The organism is Niallia sp. Man26 (assembly GCF_022049065.2).
Lineage (GTDB): Bacteria > Bacillota > Bacilli > Bacillales > Cytobacillaceae > Niallia.
Window position 1 is genome coordinate 1183483 of sequence record NZ_CP095744.1, and the last position, 24969, is coordinate 1208451.

21 protein-coding genes and 1 pseudogene are annotated in these 24969 nt (G+C 34.2%); 16 read left to right on the plus strand and 6 right to left on the minus strand.

Annotated elements, in window-relative coordinates; translation table 11 throughout:
* Positions 1-36 precede the first annotated feature (36 nt).
* Positions 37-324 carry a hypothetical protein gene (locus L8T27_RS25440; protein WP_237943831.1) on the minus strand — a complete coding sequence of 96 codons (288 nt, stop codon included), beginning with the start codon at positions 322-324 and terminating at the stop codon, positions 37-39.
* Positions 325-961: 637 nt separating this feature from the next.
* On the opposite strand from L8T27_RS25440, the gene L8T27_RS25445 reads away from it, so the two are divergent.
* The 11 genes from L8T27_RS25445 (at position 962) to L8T27_RS25495 (ending at position 11465) form a co-directional block, all read left to right on the plus strand.
* On the plus strand, positions 962-1243 hold the full coding sequence (locus L8T27_RS25445; protein ID WP_237943833.1) for a hypothetical protein: 282 nt from the start codon (positions 962-964) through the stop codon (positions 1241-1243).
* Between the two features lie 167 nt (positions 1244-1410).
* Positions 1411-2706: an IS110 family RNA-guided transposase gene (locus L8T27_RS25450; RefSeq protein WP_237944207.1), complete on the plus strand. Its 1296-nt coding sequence runs from the start codon at positions 1411-1413 to the stop codon at positions 2704-2706.
* A gap of 631 nt (positions 2707-3337) precedes the next feature.
* On the plus strand, positions 3338-4117 hold the full coding sequence (locus L8T27_RS25455; protein ID WP_237943834.1) for an SDR family oxidoreductase: 780 nt from the start codon (positions 3338-3340) through the stop codon (positions 4115-4117).
* 142 nt (positions 4118-4259) lie between these two features.
* On the plus strand, positions 4260-4679 hold the full coding sequence (locus L8T27_RS25460) for a GNAT family N-acetyltransferase (protein WP_237943837.1): 420 nt from the start codon (positions 4260-4262) through the stop codon (positions 4677-4679).
* A gap of 187 nt (positions 4680-4866) precedes the next feature.
* Positions 4867-6162 (plus strand): IS110 family RNA-guided transposase, encoded by a 1296-nt coding sequence (locus L8T27_RS25465; protein WP_237944207.1) that lies wholly within the window; start codon positions 4867-4869, stop codon positions 6160-6162.
* Between the two features lie 1388 nt (positions 6163-7550).
* On the plus strand, positions 7551-7838 hold the full coding sequence (locus tag L8T27_RS25470; protein WP_237944208.1) for a hypothetical protein: 288 nt from the start codon (positions 7551-7553) through the stop codon (positions 7836-7838).
* 176 nt (positions 7839-8014) lie between these two features.
* Positions 8015-8455, plus strand: a complete 441-nt coding sequence (locus L8T27_RS25475) for an NUDIX hydrolase (RefSeq protein ID WP_237943839.1) — start codon at positions 8015-8017, stop codon at positions 8453-8455.
* A 111-nt stretch (positions 8456-8566) separates the two neighbouring features.
* Complete coding sequence (locus L8T27_RS25480; protein WP_237943841.1) at positions 8567-9058, plus strand: HIT family protein; 492 nt, start codon at positions 8567-8569, stop codon at positions 9056-9058.
* Positions 9059-9185: 127 nt separating this feature from the next.
* Positions 9186-9671, plus strand: coding sequence for a GNAT family N-acetyltransferase (locus L8T27_RS25485; protein ID WP_237943842.1), 486 nt, complete (start codon positions 9186-9188; stop codon positions 9669-9671).
* A 143-nt stretch (positions 9672-9814) separates the two neighbouring features.
* Positions 9815-10198 (plus strand): DUF3888 domain-containing protein, encoded by a 384-nt coding sequence (locus L8T27_RS25490; RefSeq protein ID WP_237943845.1) that lies wholly within the window; start codon positions 9815-9817, stop codon positions 10196-10198.
* Positions 10199-10646: 448 nt separating this feature from the next.
* Positions 10647-11465, plus strand: a complete 819-nt coding sequence (locus L8T27_RS25495; RefSeq protein WP_237943847.1) for a hypothetical protein — start codon at positions 10647-10649, stop codon at positions 11463-11465.
* 176 nt (positions 11466-11641) lie between these two features.
* On the opposite strand, the pseudogene L8T27_RS25500 reads toward L8T27_RS25495, so the two are convergent.
* Positions 11642-12661 (minus strand): annotated as a pseudogene (locus L8T27_RS25500) (IS3 family transposase).
* 320 nt (positions 12662-12981) lie between these two features.
* Between L8T27_RS25500 and L8T27_RS25505 the strand changes: the two are divergent.
* Positions 12982-13338, plus strand: a complete 357-nt coding sequence (locus L8T27_RS25505) for a response regulator (protein WP_282581452.1) — start codon at positions 12982-12984, stop codon at positions 13336-13338.
* Positions 13339-13396: 58 nt separating this feature from the next.
* On the plus strand, positions 13397-13594 hold the full coding sequence (locus tag L8T27_RS25510) for a hypothetical protein (protein WP_237943848.1): 198 nt from the start codon (positions 13397-13399) through the stop codon (positions 13592-13594).
* 483 nt (positions 13595-14077) lie between these two features.
* On the opposite strand, the gene kduD is transcribed toward L8T27_RS25510, so the two are convergent.
* The 4 genes from kduD to L8T27_RS25530 are packed head-to-tail and all read right to left on the minus strand — an operon-like array spanning position 14078 to position 17448.
* Entirely contained in the window at positions 14078-14860 is a 783-nt protein-coding gene (gene kduD / locus L8T27_RS25515; RefSeq protein WP_237943858.1) for a 2-dehydro-3-deoxy-D-gluconate 5-dehydrogenase KduD, read from the minus strand.
* 34 nt (positions 14861-14894) lie between these two features.
* Entirely contained in the window at positions 14895-15734 is an 840-nt protein-coding gene (kduI, locus tag L8T27_RS25520; protein ID WP_237943861.1) for a 5-dehydro-4-deoxy-D-glucuronate isomerase, read from the minus strand.
* 50 nt (positions 15735-15784) lie between these two features.
* Positions 15785-16798 (minus strand): sugar kinase, encoded by a 1014-nt coding sequence (locus tag L8T27_RS25525; protein WP_237943863.1) that lies wholly within the window; start codon positions 16796-16798, stop codon positions 15785-15787.
* Positions 16795-17448, minus strand: a complete 654-nt coding sequence (locus tag L8T27_RS25530) for a bifunctional 4-hydroxy-2-oxoglutarate aldolase/2-dehydro-3-deoxy-phosphogluconate aldolase (RefSeq protein WP_237943865.1) — start codon at positions 17446-17448, stop codon at positions 16795-16797. Before L8T27_RS25530 ends, L8T27_RS25525 begins: the two co-directional genes overlap by 4 nt.
* Positions 17449-18080: 632 nt before the next feature.
* Between L8T27_RS25530 and L8T27_RS25535 the strand changes: the two genes are divergently transcribed.
* The 3 genes from L8T27_RS25535 to L8T27_RS25545 all read left to right on the plus strand — a co-directional run bounded on the left by L8T27_RS25535 (position 18081) and on the right by L8T27_RS25545 (position 24834).
* On the plus strand, positions 18081-20915 hold the full coding sequence (locus tag L8T27_RS25535) for a discoidin domain-containing protein (protein WP_237943867.1): 2835 nt from the start codon (positions 18081-18083) through the stop codon (positions 20913-20915).
* A gap of 247 nt (positions 20916-21162) precedes the next feature.
* Positions 21163-23919: a sigma 54-interacting transcriptional regulator gene (locus tag L8T27_RS25540; protein WP_237943877.1), complete on the plus strand. Its 2757-nt coding sequence runs from the start codon at positions 21163-21165 to the stop codon at positions 23917-23919.
* 102 nt (positions 23920-24021) lie between these two features.
* Complete coding sequence (locus L8T27_RS25545) at positions 24022-24834, plus strand: Cof-type HAD-IIB family hydrolase (RefSeq protein ID WP_237943879.1); 813 nt, start codon at positions 24022-24024, stop codon at positions 24832-24834.
* Positions 24835-24969 lie beyond the last annotated feature (135 nt).

Sequence of the window (24969 nt, forward strand, 5' to 3'; positions counted from 1 at the left end):
CACTTTTTATTGAATGTTTGTGACAAGGTAAAAAGGCTAACCCTTTTTACCTTCTATCATGGTGTTTTTATCTAGTATTTTTTGAAATCCGTAATTACACATAGCATAAAGGTAAGCAGAAACAAATAAGAAAACTTTGTTTACTTTCTTCAGTTTATAGAATCCATGCTTTTCAAAAAAATTATTAAGTGGTATAGCAAGTAGAATATCCATTATGGCATTAATAATTGCATATAACCAAAATTTCTTATATGTGAAATGGAAAATCAGTATATTTCCTACAAAGTAAGGACCGAAGATAAAAGTAAAGGCACTGTTAATCATTCCATGAATTCCTCCCTTAACTTTCCACCATTTGAATTTCAAGGAGAGAAATGTTTCTACTAATAGAAATATCGTTGAAAATAGAGTGACAGGTAGGAACCTAAAAAAGGATTTCTTGGGGACTAATAAAAGGCTACACCATGAGACTAAAATGATTAAAATTCTGGTTATAGTTACAAACATCCTTAGAACTCCTTTTAGATTTGTGTATCTCGCGATACCAGCTATTATACGAGCAGAGTAAATACCTCCCCAAAAAAATGTGGAGGCTGACATAGTTGGAAGGAATATATTTATTTTCTACTAACAATAAAGTTCTATACATGATTTTTAGGTAATAAGGAAGTGTTACCATCTTATTATTTACTGATAGCTAAATACCATTAAATTAAGAAAAGAACCCCCCCACTGAGATAGTGAGGGGTTAACGTGGAAAGAACAAATTCCAATCAAACCTTTTATAACTTTCCCTACCTGTATTGAAACATTCTATAATTAAGGAATAAAAGCTGATATATAAGAAAAATCGTGTCTATGGCAGAAACTAAAGCAGTTTTAATTTAAGAAGTAAGCAACCTTTTTTGTATTTAGTCGTATAGTTACTTATATACTAAAACAAAAAATGGAGGGAAGCAGTTTGAATATAAATACTCAAACTTCCCAAGAAGTTGAATTATATAAAAAAAGGAAGATAACAATTAGAACTGTGTTAAATATATACGGAATTTTTACTGTTGTTGGATTAATCATATCAATCTTTACCATTCCAGTTTCCGTAAATGAGGATATGCAACTTTTCTATAATAAAGAGTTATTGATGGGGAAAAGGAAGATAAAAGAGTTTCTTTTATTTATATTTAGCTCATCTGTAACTTACTTTATTTTAGTAAATGTACATTATAAACATTTCAATAAATAGGGGGTAATAACCAGATAGCATTGTAATAAAGGCTTATGGAAGAAACAGGGCAGCATTCCTGTAATAAGTGAAAATGCGATTTGAAAGAAAAAAGACCTCTTGATAAGATAAATGTGTCCTCAGCTGGCCAGCTAAAAGGGACAAAATATCTACTCGGAGGTCTCACTATGAATTATAACCAAAATCATAAAATAGCTCAAATCACACCTAAAACTTTAGTAATAGGTATTGATATTGCCAAACATCATCATGTAGCTAGAGCGCAGGATTATCGTGGAATAGAACTAGGTACTACTTGCTTTTTTGATAATACCCAAGAAGGATTTAAGACATTTATTGATTGGGTTAATCAAATAAAAGAGTCATGCGAAATGGAGTCTGTCATTACTGGAATGGAGCCTACAGGCCATTATTGGCTTAATTTAGCTCATATTCTAAAGGAGGAACAGATTAAGTTCGTCACGGTCAATCCTTTACACGTCAAGCACAGTAAGGAGCTAGACGATAACTCTCCAACTAAAAACGATGTAAAAGACGCAAAAGTCATTGCACAACTAGTCAAAGATGGTAGATACGCCGAACCAACGATACCACAAGGAGTTTTCGCGGAACTGCGTGTGGCTAAAAAATTACGCGATTTATTAAATGTAGACTTACAAATTGTGCAGGGACAGGTACACAACTGGATTGATCGATACTTTCCAGAGTTTTTTACCGTTTTTAAAAGTTGGGAAGGGAAGGCAGCTCTTCATTTATTAAAGCTTGAAGCATTACCGGAAGAATTGGTTAGATATACAGAAGAAGAATTACTTGAATACCTTAGGCAAGCAGTGAAACGTAGTATAGGGATTAAGAAGATTCAAGCCTTAAAAGAAGTAGCCAATCGCTCGATTGGCATCCGACAGGGTGCCATGATGGCTAAAATGGAATTAAGAACCTTAATCCAAAAGTATGAACTCATTCAAGCCAAGTTCGAAGAGCTTGATCAAACTCTGGATACTCTGCTTCAAGATATTCCAGGCGTTGATCAAATGTTAGAGATAACAGGAATTGGGCGCGATACAGTGGCGGGTTTCTTCGCTGAGGTAGGCGATTTGAGTGAATACAATCATCCCCGTCAGATAACCAAACTGGCAGGACTCAGCTTAAAAGAAAATACATCAGGTAAGCATAAAGGGAGGACCAGAATAACTAAACGTGGTCGAAAGAAATTACGAGCATTGTTATTCCGGGCATCTATGATTCTAGTAGCCAAGAACAAAGCCTTTAAAGCCTTACATCATTACTACACAACGAGACCTGACAATCCGTTGAAAAAGATGCAGTCTTTAATTGCTTTGTGTAATAAGCTCATCCGTATACTCTTCTCTATTGGTAAGAAACAGTTTGTGTTTCAAGAGGAGAAGATGTTGAAGGACATCCCTCATATGCATGCATTTATCCAAGAACCAGTAGCAGCTTAATCTCTATTAAACTAAACTTTTAACAAATAGATTTGAACAGATGAACAGACAAAATCAGCATGGGATTAGTCGGCAACGGAACTAACGTAAGGACATGATCCTGTAGGGCAGCATGACCGACATCCACCTTATGGAAAGGTTGAACGAAGGAATGTAGGAGCGTAGACTCTGTGAGACTTGGGAGGGTAGACCCCCGTAAGAGATGTGGACATCCATTGGTGCGTACATACCAATTTATCCAACTTTTTGAAATAAACCGAAGGTTGGCTGGTTTCTTGTGCTCATTTTTTTCGTAAACAGCTTGATTGTGTTCTTTTCTCTATAACTAAATCTGTAAAGTTAAACAAGTTAGGTAGTAATATGGAGAAAAACTGCGTATTTAAGAGATAAGTGTTTGTTTATTGAGGGAGGTTAGTTTAACAAAGATTCCCAAATGCAATATAGAATGTTATTATCTTATTAGAGATGATAAAAGGAGAATTATGATGGCAACTATCCTATGACTTTTTAAAAATTTAAAATCCTTATTCCCCAAACGGGAGAAGTGTGTCATTTTTTAAAAGCATTAGGACGTGCTATATAACTGAATACTCATCTCTTTAAGTGCGTCCTCATTAAAAGGAGGATAAACATGAAGCCTTTAAATGGAAAGGTAGCTATAGTAACTGGAGCAAGTCGATCAACTGGTATTGGGGCAGCTATTTGTCTCTCTCTTGCCAAAGCAGGTGCGGATATATTCTTTACGCATTGGTCTAAATTTGATGAGAAAGAGGGCAATGGATTAGAAGTCGGTTTCCCAACCATTCTAAGTGAAAAGATAAAAAGTTTTGGGGTAAGATCAGAACATATACCATTAGATTTGAGCTTAGATGAATCTCCAACAAAACTGTTAGAAGTAGTTGAAGAAACTCTTGGAACGGCTTGTATTTTAGTTAATAATGCAACCTATGAATCTCCATCAAATTTTCGTAACTTGAATACAAAAATGTTGGATAAACATTATAAAGTAAATAATAGCGGTACACTGATGTTATCAGTTGAGTTTGCTAAAAGATATGAAAAAGTATTTGTGAATAAAAAAGATGGTCGAATAATAAATCTTGTTTCTGGTGGGCCAGATCCCAATAATTTAGCGTACATTGCTACAAAAGGAATGATTATTGCGATAACAGAGCCATTATCCGTAGCACTTGCACCTAATGGAATTACAGTTAATTCCATTAATCCCGGACCAACTGATTCTGGATGGATTAATGAAGATATAAAGGATTATTTACTACCTCAGTTTCCTACTGGCCGTATAGGGAAGCCTGAAGACGCAGCAAAAGTAATAACATTTCTAGCCAGTGGTGATTCTTATTGGCTAACAGGCCAAACAATTAGGTGTGAAGGTGGATTTTTAGGTAAATAGTTTTACTAAGAAAGGGACTACTACGGTAGTTCCTTTCTTTATGGGATTCTTTTGAAACTATAATGGCAGGTTTGCATAAGAAGGATTTGTTTTATTTAGTATCGAATTTATTTATTTATTTAAAAGTTAAGGAGACTACATTATGAAATCCTTAGAAATGGCTCAATTAATTAATTTAGATGATATAGTGAAAATTGATGAACTAGTAATCGGTAACAAAAGCAGATGTGAGTCCATTAGGAAAGCTATTAAAGAAGAGAGATGTATAGTTGCTAATGATAAGAATCTTATAGTTGGTTATTTAATATTTGATACCAATTTCTTTGGTTGTAGCTTCATTTCACTCATAATTGTTAGTCCAACTGAAAGGCGTAAAGGATACGCTACATCGCTTATTGAATATTTTATAAACATTTCGCCAACAAAGAAAATTTTCTCTTCAACCAATAAATCAAATCAAACGATGCAAGAAGTTTTTAAAGCAAGTGGATTCTTACAAAGTGGGTTAATTGAAAATTTAGATGAAGGGGATCCTGAGATAATATATCATAAATCCAAATAATTTCTTTCTTGTTCAACTACGGGGGCTTTCCTTAAATATAAGGTGCCCTATTCTTATGTCGCTAAAAGGGCAGCATTCCTGTAATAAGTGAAAATGCGATTTGAAAGAAAAAAGACCTCTTGATAAGATAAATGTGTCCTCAGCTGGCCAGCTAAAAGGGACAAAATATCTACTCGGAGGTCTCACTATGAATTATAACCAAAATCATAAAATAGCTCAAATCACACCTAAAACTTTAGTAATAGGTATTGATATTGCCAAACATCATCATGTAGCTAGAGCGCAGGATTATCGTGGAATAGAACTAGGTACTACTTGCTTTTTTGATAATACCCAAGAAGGATTTAAGACATTTATTGATTGGGTTAATCAAATAAAAGAGTCATGCGAAATGGAGTCTGTCATTACTGGAATGGAGCCTACAGGCCATTATTGGCTTAATTTAGCTCATATTCTAAAGGAGGAACAGATTAAGTTCGTCACGGTCAATCCTTTACACGTCAAGCACAGTAAGGAGCTAGACGATAACTCTCCAACTAAAAACGATGTAAAAGACGCAAAAGTCATTGCACAACTAGTCAAAGATGGTAGATACGCCGAACCAACGATACCACAAGGAGTTTTCGCGGAACTGCGTGTGGCTAAAAAATTACGCGATTTATTAAATGTAGACTTACAAATTGTGCAGGGACAGGTACACAACTGGATTGATCGATACTTTCCAGAGTTTTTTACCGTTTTTAAAAGTTGGGAAGGGAAGGCAGCTCTTCATTTATTAAAGCTTGAAGCATTACCGGAAGAATTGGTTAGATATACAGAAGAAGAATTACTTGAATACCTTAGGCAAGCAGTGAAACGTAGTATAGGGATTAAGAAGATTCAAGCCTTAAAAGAAGTAGCCAATCGCTCGATTGGCATCCGACAGGGTGCCATGATGGCTAAAATGGAATTAAGAACCTTAATCCAAAAGTATGAACTCATTCAAGCCAAGTTCGAAGAGCTTGATCAAACTCTGGATACTCTGCTTCAAGATATTCCAGGCGTTGATCAAATGTTAGAGATAACAGGAATTGGGCGCGATACAGTGGCGGGTTTCTTCGCTGAGGTAGGCGATTTGAGTGAATACAATCATCCCCGTCAGATAACCAAACTGGCAGGACTCAGCTTAAAAGAAAATACATCAGGTAAGCATAAAGGGAGGACCAGAATAACTAAACGTGGTCGAAAGAAATTACGAGCATTGTTATTCCGGGCATCTATGATTCTAGTAGCCAAGAACAAAGCCTTTAAAGCCTTACATCATTACTACACAACGAGACCTGACAATCCGTTGAAAAAGATGCAGTCTTTAATTGCTTTGTGTAATAAGCTCATCCGTATACTCTTCTCTATTGGTAAGAAACAGTTTGTGTTTCAAGAGGAGAAGATGTTGAAGGACATCCCTCATATGCATGCATTTATCCAAGAACCAGTAGCAGCTTAATCTCTATTAAACTAAACTTTTAACAAATAGATTTGAACAGATGAACAGACAAAATCAGCATGGGATTAGTCGGCAACGGAACTAACGTAAGGACATGATCCTGTAGGGCAGCATGACCGACATCCACCTTATGGAAAGGTTGAACGAAGGAATGTAGGAGCGTAGACTCTGTGAGACTTGGGAGGGTAGACCCCCGTAAGAGATGTGGACATCCATTGGTGCGTACATACCAATTTATCCAACTTTTTGAAATAAACCGAAGGTTGGCTGGTTTCTTGTGCTCATTTTTTTCGTAAACAGCTTGATTGTGTTCTTTTCTCTATAACTAAATCTGTAAAGTTAAACAAGTTAGGTAGTAATATGGAGAAAAACTGCGTATTTAAGAGATAAGTGTTTGTTTATTGAGGGAGTTTAGTTTAACAAGGAAAATCACACTAAATATAGAAATAAACTTATATAAGCTAACCTAAATAAGATAACTTGTTAATATGGAGGTATTTATGCCAACTTTAAAAATAGGAAATGTTTGTGTAAAAAGGAATTCAAACGGAGATACGGTAATTATAAACGAATTTAGTGCAATAAAAGAAAGTATTAATTATATTAATGAGTTTAATGTAACGAACGTAGATATAGAGGACTTTGATTGTTATGATTTAAATTTCCTGAGTGATTGCCCAGATATTGAAAAGCTGTCGGTAAATAATCATTTTGTGAAAGACGTAGGTGGTATTTTTGAGTTGAAAAAATTAAGAGTGTTGGCAATTAATGAAACCACTACAAAAGTAGAATTCAGAATACACGAGATAAAAGACTTAGAAGAATTATATGGTACATTACCGAAAAACACCATAGGAATTAATGAGTTAAATAAATTAAAAAAGGTTGCATTGTGGGGTTATAAACCTAAATCAAAGAGTCTTAATGAACTTAAAAACTTGATAAGTTTAAATGAACTTAGCTTGACACAATCAAACCTCCACACACTTGATGGTATTGAAGAATTAGTAAATTTAAAGAGCCTGGGATTGTACTACCTAAGAACATTAGCTGATATAACAGCATTGAAAAATTTAATTGCTCCAGTTTACGAATTGTCTTTTGAGAATTGTAAAAAAATAGAGGATTTTTCTCCTATTCAAAATTTAAAGAAACTTGAAGATCTTAAAATAATATCCTGTGGTGATATACAATCCCTTAGCTTTGTACCTAAATTAACTAAACTGAAAAGTCTAGTGTTCCCTGATACAAATATCTTAGATGAAAATTTAACAGTTTGTAACGGAATTGAGTACGTTCATTATACGAAACAGAAACTTAAAACAAAGCAGATTTCAGGTGGAAAACTTCAGGATTTAACCAAACCTACATATGAGTGGACAAGTAGAATGGCGGATGGAGATGAGATATTTAATCCAGAAAATATTGAATCTACCGATAAGGTTCTTGATGCATATATTAACAACCTAATAAAACTTGGAGTTAATCCTAAAAAGAAAGAAATAATGCATTTTGTTAAAGATGTTGTAATCAGTATAAATGAATTAAATGAAAAAAATGATAATTTTATTGAGACAATGGAGAGAGAAGAGCTGTGTGAGTATATTATTCAAGCAGCCAATATAGCTGGTTTACAATCCTATGAAGACATTACAGAACCATGGAGAGAGTGGTGAACACAACATCTTCGGAATCGCTACTGTTGTTTTTCTTATTAAAGAAAATTTTCAGCATTCCTGTAATAAAAGAAGAACTCTTCTTGTGACACAAACAGGGCAGTTTTGTTGAAGAAGGAATTCTATAGTTATTCATAGAAAGTAGTTACCATAATAAACCAAAAGGGGTGGTAACATTGTTTTATATAAATGTAGAAGGAGCAGTATATAGAGGGGATAAGTATTTAATTATTCAACGAAGTCTAAAGGAAGACCATGCGGGAGGACTTCTCTCCATGGTAGGTGGAACAGTTGAAAAGGAGGGTAACTCAATTAACTTACTAGAAAGAACATTAAGAAGGGAGTTATATGAAGAGGTAGGTGTTAAAGTAAAAGATAAAATAATTTATGTAAGAAATACTTCCTTTGAAATAGAAAATGTTGGTGAAGTTGTTGATATTGTTTTCCTTTGTGAGTTTGAAGAAGGTGAGCCGTATATAAAAAGTCCAGATGAAGTAGATCAGGTTTATTGGATGACAACAGAGGAGATATTTAACCATTCAAATGCTACTAACTGGTTAATTGATAGTATTAAGGAAGCAGAAAAGCTTCGTAAAACATCTAGGAATTTATTTTAAAAGTATTTCATGGAAATCAAATGTAAAACGATGTTTGGAATATTAGAGCAATATTTTCACAGTAAGGTATGTGTGGTAGAGAAAAATAATAATCTTTAGGGGGAAGTTTTGGTGAGGGAAATAACCTTATCTAATGGTACAACAGTTGAAGTTGAATGTTTAAGTTGCGCATTAACAAATGGGTTGATTAAACCCGATGGAGGTACTGTTCTGGAGACTAAATATTTTCACGCACACCAAGATGTGGCTTATCCGATTAAGGGTTTAATTATATTAGCTTCTAAACGCCATATTAAATGTCTGGACGAACTAACAGAGGATGAACAGTTTGATTATATAAATACTTTATCAAGAATAAGACGCGCTCAAAGAAATGTATTAGGAATCGAGTATATTTATTACTTTTACAATGAAGATACAACACACCATTTTCATACTTGGATGGTACCACGATACGAATGGATGTATAATTTTGGGCGATCAATTGAATCAGTTAGACCAATCTTACTTCACGCCAGAAACGAAATGAATACCAGAGAAAATATCCAGGAAGTAATGGCTGCATTAAGCTCACTTACGAAAGAATTAAATACTGATTCTTAAAATCATCTTTTCTAAATTATTCTATAGCATGGTTAAATTCTTGATAAATACGAAAAATCGTCTCTACAGTAGAAACGAGGCAGTTTTGTTGAAGAAGAACTAACCATATTTAAAAGGAGGGCTTTATATGAATATTACCATTCGTAAGATGCACTACGATGATACAAAAAAAGTTCAAAGTATAGCGAAAACAACTTGGAATGCAACATATGAGGGCATTATTCCAATAGAAGTACAAAATAACTTCTTAAAATTAAATTACAGTGATAAAAGTATGAAACAACGTATAGAACGGTCTATTATTTATGTTGCAGAAGTTGAGGGTGAAATTGTCGGTTTTGCAAACTATTCCACAGTAAAGGTAGGTGGAAAGGTTGAATTGGCGGCTATTTATCTTCATCCAGAATTCCAAGGAAAAGGGATAGGTAGTGCTTTAATACAACAGGCTGTTAAAGAATTAATAGGTATAAAGGAGATTTATATAAATGTCGAAAAAGATAATAAGGTTGGCATGAACTTTTATGAAGCTAAAGGGTTCGAAATAGTTAAAGAATCTGATGTAGAGTTTGATGGACATATCTTAAAACAAGTTCGAATGGTAAAAAAAGTTTAACTATAAGCTAACTGGTTCTCTCCATTTAATAATGGAAGTCCTTTTTTTATGTAGCTATCAGGCAGAATAGTGTCACAAAGGGACTGTATAAAAAAACAAATAAAAAGGTAATTCAGCACACATAATACCACTGAGGTGGTTCAATGAATAGGAAAATTACATCCTTAATAGTTTTTATAATGTTATTAATAAATACACCCACGTATCCAATTGCTATAGAGTTACCGGAGACCATTGGGGACGAAGAGTTAATAAATTTGTTGAATGAACAAATCCTTTCAGTGATTGGAAGTGATTGGTTTAGGGGCAACGAAAAAATATTAGAAGTAAAACAAGATGACGGTGGGACAGTTGAAGTAAAAGTTCAAGTGGTGAGCTTTGAAGGTCCTCATAATCCTCCTTACCTGCAAGAGATTATTACATTTAAAGTTAAAGGACATAAAGTTGAACCAATTGATTACTTCAATAGGATCATTCCAGAAAATGAATGGGACAAATTCAAAATTTCTGAAGCGATGAATGATTAATTAAACTTTAACAATATGAACAAAAAGGGCTTTTCTTTAAAAGAAAAGTCTCTTTAATTATGTCGCATTAGTAGCAGTATTCACATAATAAATGAATAAAAAAGGAAGAGTTTGTGAAGAAATGTACTTAAGCTAATGGGGGCTTTAGTTGAATAAAGAGAACTAGGCAAAAAGTATTTTATATTATGTAACCAACATGGCAGTATCCCTATATTAAGTTGAAGTAGTTATTAACTATAAAATACTACGCGTTCAAAACAATGTAAAAAATTTAATCGTTTTTAAGGGACTTACAAGTTATAGTTTAAAAATATATATTAATGTAGAAACACGATTTTTTTGTATTTTACATATTCTCTTTCCTCAAGGGTTAATCATAAAAATAGCTTGTAATAGGACGAATTAGCTTTTACATATATATGAGTAAAATGGATTCAGGGGGCTAGGTATGAATATAAACCGAATATCCCTAAAAAATATTGATTTTAACTTAATCGTGCCCATATACATACAATCGGTATCAGATAAAGCTCTGAAAAGAAGAATTAAACTATTAGAGTTGGGAGAAAATCTTCCTAATTATTTAGTAGTGGAAAAGGAACCAAATGAAGAAAAATATTGGCTTATTTCAGGTTATACCGAATATAGGGCCTATGAGATGATTTTAGAAAAGAAAAAAGATAAGAATATTTCTGTTATCGAACAAGAATACTCTAATATAACATCTCAAAGGATTAAGCTTTTAAGAAAAATGTTCCACGATCAAGCTAGCTGGTTAGATAAGCACTTCTTACTTCATAAGCTAATTGAAAAGGGACTAGGCTTACTTGAAATTTCTAGACAAGTAGGCATTTCACTGACAGATTTAAATAGTTTTCTAGTAAATCCAGAATTACCTAAAGATATTATAGAAAAAGCTTATAAAAACAATGGAAGTTTAATCACCTTAGACAGGATAAGAAAACTAGAATTACATTTTTTGATAAAAAGTCGTCTTTATCGTAGGGCTGTGTTACCCACAAGGAATTATAAGAGGTTGACTACAGAGAAGCTTCAAAAAATTTTATGGTTAATTAAATTAGAGGAATTTAATATGTTACATTGGAAAGAACAAATGGAAATGGTTGAGCAAGCTTTTATATTCAAAGAAATATTATTGAAGAAATGGCAAGAAGAATGTAATAATAAATTATTAAAAAAGGGGCAAAAAATATTCATAAAATATAATCACTCAGAAAATAACGAAAATAATATTCCTTTTAATTAAAATCCCGAAATTTAAAACGGGATTTTTTATTTAAGAAGAAATAAAGGTAAGTCTTTTTATTAAATTAGAAATATGCATTCTTCAGTTGAATTCACCAAAAAAATTATTATTGTCATAGCTTCATAACTTAATAGTATGGATTTGAGTCAATAATTTGGACACAAAAAAGTTAAGTATTAAGCAGTTCTTCTAATCTGATCCTCCATAGCTTGAGGTGTTTGATAGCCGATGCTGCTGTGAATTCTGTTTCTGTTGTACCAGCCCTCTATAAACTGAAACATGGCCAGCTTCGCTACCCGGTAGTCTGTGTATTGGGTATGATAGACTTCTTCTTTCTTTAATATAGCGTGAAATGACTCTATACAGGCATTGTCATAAGGACAGCCTTTCTGACTGAAAGACTGCCTGATTCCGTATTTTTGGACATGCTGAGTAAACTCACTGCTGGTTTATTGTGAGCCAAGATCGGTATGAAGAATTAAGCCCTTTCGGGGCTTCTGAGAAAAACAGGCGTTTTGAAGTGCTTCAATCACTAATTCCGAAGTCATAAAACGAGAAAAAGAATAGCCAACAATTTTTTTCGAATGCAGATCCAATACTGAGGCCAGATAGCACCAGCCGTCTTTTACCGTAGGAATATACGTAATATCCGCCACCCATTTCTCATTGATCGTGCAGGTAGAGAAGTCTCTTTTTAAAAGATTACCAATGGATTTTCGGTGCGCCATAACGCGCCTTACTTTCCAGGTGAATCTGTTGGATTTCCTGCGTGAGTTCCTGGTTTTCCAGTTCACGTTTTGACGTCGTTTTTTCAAGGGATCCATAGTAGCTGCTTCTTGGCACGGCCAGTACTTCGCACAGTTTCTGGACGGGATATTGATCCTTGTGTTCTTCGATAAAATCGAAGAGCTCTGATTCGGTTACTTTTTCGCGAATATGGCCATAGCCTTTTTTAGGATTTCTACCTCCTGTTTTAACCGAAGGTTTTCTTTCTGAATCTCGGCTAACTCTTTTGGTGTAAGCGCCTCTTTTTCTGAACCAATAGGGGTAAAGTCTTTCACCCATTTATAAATAGTTACTTCTGATACGCCATATTCGCTGCTTAATTCTTTAACCGGGCTGCCGGAATGATACAAATCCACAATCGTTTTCTTAAAATCATCGTTATATTTTTTGCCTGCAGGTTTACGTTCCAATTCGGACACATCCTCTCAAAATAATTGTAAGGACTTAATTAAATTGTGTCCATGAAACTATACTAACTCCATTGACGTGTCAAATATTAAAACACCTTAGAGTTAAGACATTCTGAAAATATGGGGGTAGATAACTTTTAATTCACTAGAAACCTACCGTGCAATTTAACTATCATTTGAGAGGAGGAATTTGTTGTATGTTACAGCAATTGTTTATTAAATGAAAATAACTATAAGGAATCCTTGTGTAACGCTATTTCTAAGAAATTAAAACTAAATTACTGCAAATAAATATACACACTTGAAATGGAGAGGTAATATTGGCTAAAGTTTTGGTCACAGATGATGCAGCTTTTATGCGAATGCAAATAAAAGAGATGGTTACAAAATTAGGACATGAGGTAGTAGGAGAGGCATCAAATGGTCGAGAAGTAATTAAACAATTTATCTACTTAAAACCTGATTTAACAATAATGGATATAGTAATGCCTGAAATGACAGGTATTGAAGCTTTAAAAGAGATTAAAAAATATAGAAAAGATGCCAAAATAATTATTTGTTCTTCCATGGGACAAAAGGAAAAGGTATTAGAAGCACTTAAAGAAGGAGCAATAGACTTTATTGTGAAGCCTTTTAATCCCGAAAGGTTTAATAGTGCTATCTCAAAAGCTTTATAAATCTTATTTATTCGTTTTATGAGAAGAAAAGTCTATATAACTAGAAGGAACTGAAAAAATGAAGAAGTTTTTTTTAATTACTACAACGGATAGAACCGTTATTTTAATTGCAAATGATGAAAGGACAGCTAGAGATACATTAAAAAGATGCGGTTATTATGGTGAAGAAATAAGAAGTATTCGAAAACTAAGTATGTGTGATTTATCACTTATAAAGGAACCAATATTAGTATTACCTAACAGAGAGTATATCTAATTTAATTCTTGCTATTTCATACAAATCCTAAGTAGTTAAAGTTACTCTATTGGTAAGATAATCTGAAATTTATCCTTATTTCAAATGTTTTCATTTCAACCTATCATTTGATAAGCACAAAGAAATTGATAGTGTATATAAGTTGTAAAGGTATAAGAAGCACTTAACAAGTTAGGCATAATAATGAAACCAGAGTAGATTAATTTTTATCCATGAAGCCCAAGTTGTATAACTTGCTTCTATTTGGAAATGGGGAAAATTATGAAATATACCATGAAAAATCAAGTGCTTATGGGTTATATTGAATTTAAGGTGAAAAATATGGGGAGAGGAAATTGAAAGTATTGCATGGTAAACCTCAATATATGCTAGGAATACAAGTATGACCGAGTATATATAAAATAAATTGAAAAAAGTGAATTCTATGTCTGAATTCACTTTTTTCATTCAGTATAGAACAAGGGATGATCTATACTGAATAGATTATCTTGCTAACCAACCGCCATCAACTGCTAATATATGGCCGTTCATATAGTCGGAAGCTTTGCTTGCCAAGAAAACGATAACGCCCATCAAATCTGCTGGATCTGCCCAGCGATTAGCAGGTATGCGCGATAAGATTTCCGCATTTCGCTTTTCATCAGCCCGAATTGGTGCTGTATTGGCTGTTTTGATATAGCCTGGAGCGATAGCATTAATTTGAATGTTATACTCAGCAAGCTCATTAGCAAAGGCTTTCGTAATGCCGGCAACTCCATGTTTGCTTGCTGTGTAAGGCGGAACGAACTTGCCTCCTTGGAATGACAGCATGGACGCAACATTGATAATTTTCCCACTGCCTTGTTCCTTCATAATTTTTGCTGCAGCTTGGCTCAAAAAGTAAACAGCATTTAAGTTAATATCCATAACTGCATCCCAATCTTCTTCAGAATACTCAAGCAAAGGAGCACGTCTAATGGTTCCTGCATTATTGACTAGTATATCAACTTTTCCGAATGCTTCTTGACATGCTTGAATGGACGCTTTTGCTTGTTCGCGATCTGTCAAGTCTGCCTTATGAAATACTACTTTTCTGCCTTCCTTCTCAAGCATTTCTTTTGTTTCGTCCCAGTCATCATTATGTGTAACGATGAATAAATCTGCACCTGCTTTAGCAAGAGCCACTGCATAGCCCTGTCCTAAACCAGTATTTCCCCCTGTTACAATAGCTACTTTTCCGACTAGCATAAAATAATCTAAAGTAAATTGATCAAATTGAGTTGTCATAATCATTTCCTCCAATATATTGTCTGTTTTTGTGTTAGCGCAAATCTTCCATTTTTACATGGTCCATATCGGTATACGTAATGTTTTCCCCACACATTCCCCAAATAAATGTATAATTGCTTGTTGCTGTTCCAGTATGGATGGACCAGCTCGGCGAAATAGCTGCTTGCTCATTACTCATAACTAAATGTCTTGTTTCTGAAGGCTGCCCCATAAAATGGAATACACGAGTCTGTGGTTCCATATCAAAATACAGGTATACTTCCATTCTTCTTTCATGTGTATGGCATGGCATCGTATTCCAAACACTTCCTGGTGACAGCATCGTCAAGCCCATTTGCAGCTGGCAACTTTCGCAAACATTCGGGTGCACGTATTGATAGATTCGGCGTTCGTTAAGGGTTCCAGGTTCTCCCGCTTGCAGAGGATCGATTTTATTAATATCAATTTTAACAGTTGGATATTTATGATGAGCAGGTGTTGAATTGATATAAAATTTCGCTGGATTTTCCGGATCATCTGAACGGAAAATAACTTCTCTAGTTCCTTTACCGACATACAGACCATCTCTTTTATGCATGTCATATACTTCTCCATCTAACGTGACAGATCCATTACCGCCAATATTAATGATCCCAAGCTCACGGCGCTCTAAGAAATATTCGACTCCTAGTTCTTTATCAAGTGTAATAGTTAAGTCTGATCGCGCTGGAGTTACTCCGCCAAAAATCATTCGGTCATTATGAGTATAAGTTAGACAGACTTGGTCTGGTGTGAAGATAGTCTCAACGAGAAAATGGTTTCTCAAGTCTTCCGTCGTATATTTTTTCATGTCCTCAGGGTGAATAGCATAACGAGTATCTAATTCTGTCATTTTTAATCGCTCCTTAAAATGTTTTTATTAATCATTTAAGAAAAATAGTATTAGCGGGAAATTCTTCCCGAGCCTGATTCTATGAATCTATGAACTTCCTCTTTCGTAAATTGGCCGCAGTCGCCAAGGACTGTGTGTTTTAAAGCAGATGCCGCAGCTGCGAATGTTACTGTCTTTTCATAATCCATTTTCTCTAACAGTCCGTGTAAAATCCCAGCTGCAAATGCGTCTCCGCCTCCAACCCTGTCCACTATCGGCTGAATATCATGGACTTTCGACTGATAGAGCGTCCCATTTACATAAAGATTTCCTTGCAGTTCGTTTCTTGAAGCTGAAATATTGTTTCGGAATGTGGATAACATTACCTTCAAATTCGGAAACATCTTGTTAATTTTCTGGTAGTAATACACAAGCCTTTCCTCTTTTGAAAGATTATAATCAGCTTTCTTGATGCCAAGAAGAAATATGGCGTCCAATTCTCCGCATGAACAAATATCCACATAGTGCAAGATTGGCAGAATGGCTGCTGCAGCCTCTTCTTGACTCCAAAGTGTTGCTCTGTAATTAAAATCGAAGCTGGTTTTAATGCCTTTCCTTTTGGCCGTCTTTAAAGCTTCCAAAGTTAATTCTCTTAAATTTTGTGACAGCGCTAATGTTATGCCAGAAACATGGAATAACGATGCTCTGTCAAGGATTTCCTCGAAGTTTAACTCACTAGCAGAAAGATTGGCAAAACTAGAATGCTTCCTGTCATAAGTTACTCGCGGACTCCGTTCGCCAATGCCTGTTTCCAAATAATAAGTGCCTAACCGTTCACCGCCTTGCAGCAAGTATGCTTTTGACACACCATTAACCAAAAGATGCCGCTGAACTCCTCGTCCTAACGCATTATCTGGAACTTTGCTGACGAAATATGTATCATGCCCGTAACCTGAGAGAGCAATAGCGACATTCGCTTCGCCGCCTCCATAATGCATTTGAAGTGTATCTGCAGAAGTTAAAAGTTCGCCTGGACTTGTGGAAAGCCGCAGCATGATTTCTCCTAATGTGACAACCTTCGTCATTGTACTATTCCTCTTGCTTCCTTGACCTTTTCGACATACTGCCTTGCATAGGCGGTTACTTGCTCGAAGTTGCCCTCTTTAGCAGGTGCTACCAAGTTGCCGCCTACACCAACAGCAGCACAGCCGTTTCCAATCCACTCATGAATATTTTCCAAGCTTACACCGCCTGTCGGCATAATATTCACATGTGGAAGAGGTGCTTTTAGTGCCTTTACAAAATCTGGTCCAAAAGCGCTGCCTGGAAACAGCTTGATGATGTCTGCACCATATTCAAGGGCCTGCTTTATTTCTGTTACTGTCATGCAGCCAGGCATATAAGGGATTTGATACAAGTTGCATAGTTTAGCAGTTTCCTTGTCAAAGCAAGGACTGACTATAAATTGCGCACCAGCAATAATCGCTAATCTTGCTGTATGGGCATCCAAGACTGTGCCTGCACCAATCACTACATCCTGATTATGTTGGTAGCTATCGACAAGCTCTCTAATCGCTTTTTCTGCGTCCTGGACAGTGAATGTCACTTCTATACCATTAATTCCGCCCTCTACACATGCCGAAGACGTCTTAACTGCTTCTTTAGGTGTATCAGCTCGGATAACAGCAACCACCCCGCAATCTGTCAAAACACTTAAAGTATTCGCTTTATTCATTTTAGACCTCCGATATACGATTCATTTATTTCTTATTTAGAAATAGAGTTTATTATTTGGAAACTATTGTTCATTATATCTGTATCTGAAAACGAATTCAAGAAAAAGAAAAGTTTGTCTGTGAAAAGGATGTTGAAATTTAGTTATTATGTTCAAGACCTTTCGAATTTTATAAATAACCTAATGAATTAAAAAGAGGGTGAAAATAACTGGTTAAATAAAGGGAGATGGGTGGATAAGTAATAACGAATTGTAGATCAAATAAGGAAACGATTTTCTAAATTAACCAAACTTTAGTCCTATTAATTGAGATGGATAATTATGTATTTTTATTACTTTGTAACTAAAAATAGTTTATTTTCTAAATTATATTTAAGATGATTCCGATTATATCGTTGACATGTCAAAGGTATATTAAGAGTGTTTTAGACGTAAGACACTTTTATATAGTTGGTGCTATTAATAGGAATAATACTATGTCAAAAATAAAACTTGCTAAAGGACCGACATAAATTGGCTTAGAATTTGCTTCAATAAATAGTGTGATATCGCTTACAAAACGGTTGGGAGGTGGAATAATTTTAAGGTTTATATAAGAAAACAGAAAGAAAGGGAAGAAGGGAGTTTTTAATATGAAGAGAATAATTATACCATTTGTTACTTTTTTAATAGTCATTGGAGTGCAGCTAACAGGGGGAACTAAAGCGAACTCAATGGAAAATGATTTGAATATCAATGAAAATATTGATTTGATTATTGAGGAGAAAGATGGATTTGTTCATCCAGGAATTAGTGTCGATCCAGAAAAATTAGAAAATACTCGTAAAGAGCTAATTCAAGGAAATGACCCTTGGAAGAGTTATTACAAAGCGATGAAGGAAACCAAGTATGCGTCTCTTGTGTTTGAATCGACAAACTTAAAAGATGGAACAATTGATACACCAAAGGACTCTACCTTCAAGAATTCCTCTAGAAATGTAAATTTAAGCAACGATGGTTTCAGAGCTTATACCCAGGCAGTATTGTATTATTTAACGGGGGAAAGCCAATATAGATATAATGCAATAAGACTTGTTCGAATATGGGAGAATATGGACCCAAATGAATATGAATACTACGGTGATGCTCATATTCATGTTGGCACACCATTCTATTATATGGTTAGTGCAGCCGAACTGTTAAAATATACAACTGTTGTAAATGAAGTATATAATGATGAACAAAATAATATAGAGAATTATAACCTCTTATGGACAGAAGAAGATACGAATAAACTAACAAAAAATCTTATTGATCCAGTAATTAACACATTTTTATATTCAAATTATAGATATTTAAATCAGCATACATACCCTGTAATCGGAGCTATGGCTGGGTATATATTTAAAAATGATAAAGGGAGATATGAAGAGGCAGTAGAATGGGCAATGGTTAATTCTACAACAGAAAAGCCAGATATTAATGGGGCTCTGCAAAATCAATTTCATTTAATTGAAAGCAATCATCCTCAAAACCCTACAGGTAAGTCGTATATTCAACATTTGGAGATGGGGCGTGATCAAGCACACGGGTCTGGGGATGTGATCAATTTTACGGGCATAGCTCGTATATTGACACAACAAAAAACAAAAATTGATCCAACAAAGGGAACAGTATCTCAAGCGGAAAATGCCCAAACCCCTTATGCCTTTTTAGATCAGCGTATATTGGACGGTGCTGATCAACTATATAGTTATATGGGTGGATACACGATTCCATGGACAGAATTAGGAGATCAAGATTTTCAGGGTCCGGTCTCTGAAGCATATCGTGGGCGTACTGGGTTATATTTTAGTATGAGTGAACTATATGATGCTTACCGATATCAAGAAGGAATGTCAAACGAACAACTAGAGAAACGTGCGCCTCAAATTTCTTTTATGGCTAAAAATTTAACTTCTCCAATTTTCTATAATGGAACGACTAAAACAAATTTTTGGGGAAGTCTTAGTGATAATAAAATGACAGAGATTGGTAGCGAGTATTGGTTATCTATCCCATCCGAACGAAACGAGGATTCTAGTCTATCTATTCCTTCACAGATTAAAGATAGTCCAGCTGTTTCATTTGGTGAAAGAGCAGCTATGCTAGATAACAATCTAGCTTATCCTGTAAAAGAAGGTAATTCTACTTACATTCGAGTTAAGTCGGCTAAAACCCAAAAAGAGATTAAAGAAACAAATTATGACGCTTTATTTCCAGTAGATACAAAAACAATTCGTGGAGGAAATCAGATAGCATTACCATCTTTAATAAAGAAAAGGGGAGATGGCAATGACTATTTATCGCTACGTATACGCTCAACTGGAGAAGCTAAATTATTAATAAGCGGGAATAATTATTACGATGAAGCATACCAAGAAGTCTATATACCGAATACAAACGGGGAATGGGAAAACATTACTTATACAACTAATAGTAATAAGCAAATCTCAAGAACAGCTAGACAGCTGGAGAATTTAGACTTTTATTCGGTTATTTCCAATACAGATGTTCAAGTAGACTTTGATAAACTCGAATATATTAACAATGTAAATGTCCCAACATTTACTGAAAATAATAATCAAACATTTTACCTTATTAAAAACGTGCCATTTGAAAGAAAACTGATTAATATGAGCGGGGATAATAGCAGTTTAAGTCTTGTGAATCCTCCAAAAGGAATGATTATCAACCAGGACGGAACGATAAAATGGACACCAGAAATAGAAACAAATGAACCGATTAAAGTTACAGTAATAGTTGATAATGGCCAAGTGATGAACGCAATAACAATTCAATTAGTAGTCTCAAGTAGTAAAGATCAAGCGTATGAACAAGTTTTGTCTACCTTTGATGAAAACCAAGTGTATACAAATAGTAGCTATCAAAAGTTTACAGATAATAAAGAAGTTGTGGAAAGTTTAATAGAGGGAAATGCGAATACGGTTGATATCTTAACGGCATTAAATAACTTGGTTACTGATATAGCTAATTTAGAGCTATTAAACCCAAAATTAGAAGACGGAACCTTTAATTATTATGCCTATGATTCTATAATATCGTCTGTTACCACAATGAATAAAGATAATATTGTAAAGTTATTGGATGACGACACAGCTACTCATAGTGGTGATTTGAGAGCACCTATCATTTTTGATTTTGGGTCTGAATATAGAATTGCGGCGAAATCCTTTTCATTACAAGCAAGAAGAGGTTTTACTAACAGAACACAAGGTACAAATGTTTATGGTTCTAATGATGGAGTGAATTGGACACTTTTAACTGAAAGTATGACAACAAAAACAGATGCGCTGGAAAGAATACCTGTAAAAGCCGATTTAGTTAACGAAGCTTTTAGATATATTAAATTTCAAGTTGATTCTCCAGCAGCCTCAATCTCTTCTTATTCGGAAATTAGAATAGAGGGAACTAGAAAGGAGCAATAACTATTCTTACTATGTAACTATTAGAATAAAGTGTGATTATAGACAATAATTTTTATCATTTTTTATTTTATGAATCTTTGGTTAATGTACCAAAGATTCATTTTATTTTAAGTAGCCTCTATCACTTGCTTTACAACACTAAGTGAATTTTTAAGCTGACAAATAGCAAACTACTTAAACACGACAGAATTCCCTTCTAGTTGAAAGTGTCGAAAAATAGATTATAATATTAATTGGAGGCGATTACATGTCAAAATCGAAAATTTTGAAAGCGCTAATATTACATACTGAAGAGCTTAACGCTATTGATCCTGTTGAAATATTGACCGCAGAAGGAATTTCAGAATATGTAGGAATACAGAGGAATACAGCAAGTCAATATTTAAATGAGCTTGTAAAAGAGAAGAGAGCTCTAAAAGTAAAATCTAGACCAGCCTATTTTTTTGATAGGGAAATTTTTTCCCAAAAGTTCTTCACTCCAAAAAAAGATATCTATGATAATTTTCAATTGCTGATTGATGAGCAGTATATAAATAAAATGGAAGCTGCACCTGATCCATTTAATTCATTCATTGGGGCCAACAACAGCTTGAAGCCAGCTATTGATCAGATTAAATCTTCTATATATTACCCAGGAACGGGTCTTCCCTTTATGCTATATGGGGATACAGGTGTTGGAAAGAGTTTATTGGCGAAGATGACATTTGAATATTGCCAACAAAAAGGACTAGTAGATTCAGATGCACCCTTTTTGGAATTGAATTGTGCTCAATACTATCATAATCAAGAACTTTTAAGCAGTATTCTTTTTGGATATAGCAAAGGAGCGTTTACTGGAGCAAATGAAAATCACGTAGGGCTCCTTGAGGCAGCAGATGGCGGTATATTATTTCTTGATGAATGCCATCGCTTAGGTCCTGAAAGTCAGGAAAAACTATTTACTTTTATTGATAAAGGCACGTTTCAGCGAATAGGTGAAAATAATAAAGAACGTTCATCTAAAGTACGATTAATCTTTGCCACGACCGAGAATATTAAAGAAAATTTCCTAAGAACTTTTTTAAGGCGAATTCCAATAACTATTAATATTCCTAATCTTGATCAAAGAACAAAGCAAGAACTCTCAGAATTCATTTATACGTTTCTAATTAAAGAAAGTAAAAAGTTAAATAAAAAGTTAGTAGTTACATCTTGGATAATGAACCGTCTGCTCTCTTTATCGTATGAGGATAATGTTGGTGAGTTAAAAAACATGATTAAGCTAATATGTGCAAGTGCGTACAGCAGAAATCCGAATAAAGAGGTAATTGTTCTTAATTCAGATGCTCTAGATAATAAACTTTTATCAAAATTTTTAAGTATTAAAGAAATAGATACGGTAGAAAATAAAGAAATTACTATTTTGCCAACTAGTTTAGTGCATGATTTTATTAATCAAACAAGTAACGAAACTCGTTTAATACGTAATATCTTTAAGATATATGATCGTTTGTTTGAGGAGTTTGAAAGAGGAAAACTTAATAAAGATTTCTTAATTCAGCAACTAGCTAGGGAAGCTAATACAATTATTGAGATATTGGTGAATAATGAACAAAAGGAACAAAATTCTTCATTTTATTTTTTAAAGAATACCATTAAGGAATTGGTTGGCTTTCTAGAAAGTAATCATTTTGTAAAAATTAGTGGGAACTCAATTATTGCACTATCCAATTATATGTATAGAAGAAGTCACTTTGCTATGGAATTTCCACTTATCGATAAGAACTTAGTGCATAAACTTTATCAATTTACTGTTAAACAATTCTTAGTTGAAACTAAACTTTTGAATGCCTTATTGGAATTAATTGAAACAAAGTTGGATGTTACTCTAGAAGAGGAAGAGAAAGTCTTACTAGTACTATATCTAAAAAGCTTAAACCTAGAAATAAAACAGCCTGATATGCATGGAGTTATTTTAGCTCATGGTTTTTCTACAGCTAGCAGTATTGCTGACGTAGTAAACCGATTTTTAGATTTTCATGTTTTTGATGCTTTTGATATGCCTTTTAATGTGTCGATAGATAAGACTAGAGAATATATGGAAAGGTACTTAAGTACCCATGATTGTAGCAAGGGTTTAGTTGTATTAGTGGATATGGGATCATTAACAGTTTTAAGCAAAACCCTTGTTGAATATACAAATGGTCCCATTTTGATGATTAACAATGTTACTACTCAACAAGCTTTAATTGTGGGTGAAATGCTGCGTAAAGAAATGGATATTGAAGTGATTGGGGAAAAGGTGACAACTGGATTACCTATGTCTTATGAAATTGCATACCCAGTTATGGATAAGAATCCATTAATTATCACGGTTTGTCACACAGGATTAGGAGCAGCTCAACAATTAAAAACATTTATACAGTCTAGTCTTCCTAAAGAAATCAACTTTAAGGTGGAAGCAGTTGATTACAATTATATAAAAAAGTACGGGAAGGACAATTCGTTATTTAAGCAATATGATGTTCAAGCCATAATAGGTACAGCTAATCCGGAAGTACAAGGAATTAAGTTTATTGCTTTAGAGGATCTAATATCCGGACAAGGGGAAGCACAAATCAATGAAATTTTCTCTGTTATAGAGGATGGGGAAGTGAGAAAATCCATAAATGATGCTCTTGTTAGAAATCTTTCTATTGAACGATTAGTTTCTGCTATTACTATACTTGATGTTAAGAGAGTAATTTCATATATAGATAATGTTATGGACGACTTAGAAAGGCGACTGTTAGTTAGATTATCAAACAGTAAGAAAGCAATTTTATATGTTCATATTGCAGGTCTAGTTGAACGCTCCATTAGAAATTCTGGGGGGTTAGAATACCGCTCCAAAAACAAGAATGAAAATAGCGAAACTCAAATTAAGATTATTTCACAAGCATTAGAACCCATTGAATTAGCTTATAACATAAAAATAAGTTTAGATGAATTAAATTATTTATATGATATTGTTCTGGATGAGTAGAGAAAAGTTTCTCTACTCCTTTTTTGTTTGACGTTTATTGGCATGGGATTTGCTTAAATCAAAGTGAGAAATTAATTAAATATCGGTAAGTGGGGGATATGAATGAAATTAGTTGCAGTTGATTTAGATGGTACCCTTTTAAATTATGAAAAACAGGTATCTGAAAAAAATAAGAAAGCAATCCAAGAAGCGTACAAAAGTGGGATTAAGATAGTTATAGCAACAGGAAGAAGCTTGATATCTGCAAGAGATATATTTAATAATCTTGGTATTGATGGATATTTAATTGTTTTAAATGGTGCTCTAGTTAAGGAGGGAATGTCTAATAAAACCCTTTTCTGCAGTAGGCTGCCAAAAGAAGCATTAGTTAAATCATTAGAGGTTGGATATCAAGAAGGAGCAACGGTTATATTCAATACAGAAAATAGAAATTATCATATTCCCTTTACTGGAAATGGAGAATCAAAACAGGATTTTCTTAAGATGCGTGGTGATGTTGTTGAGATGGACTTTAAAAAAATGATGGAGATTCTTCAAACCGATACTCCAAAAATCATGAAAGTAGCTTTCGCCAGTGATGATAGTAAACGTTTAAAACGCATACAGAGACTAATGAACGAGGAAAACTTTAACCCTGTGTTTTCAGATACCCATTTAATTGAAATGATGGATTTTGGAATTAATAAAGGAAGCTCCTTATTAAAAATTTGCCAACAGTTAAATATTGACCCAAATGATATTGTTGCGTTTGGAGACCAAGAAAATGATATGCAAATGATTCAACTAGCCGGACTTGGAATAGCGATGGGCAATGCAACGAATAAACTAAAGGTTGTTGCAGATGAAATTATTGGAATGAATAATGAGTCAGCCGTTGGAGAAAAAATTATAAGTCTTTTATCGACACAAGTTTAATAAGACATAGATCTGTAAGTTTGTGTCGGCATTAAAAACCTAAATTGCACTTTTCTATACTTTTTTTAGTATTTATTTAATCTTAATTTAAAAAATGTCCGACACTAGTTGGCACAAAAGTTGCTATATAAATTA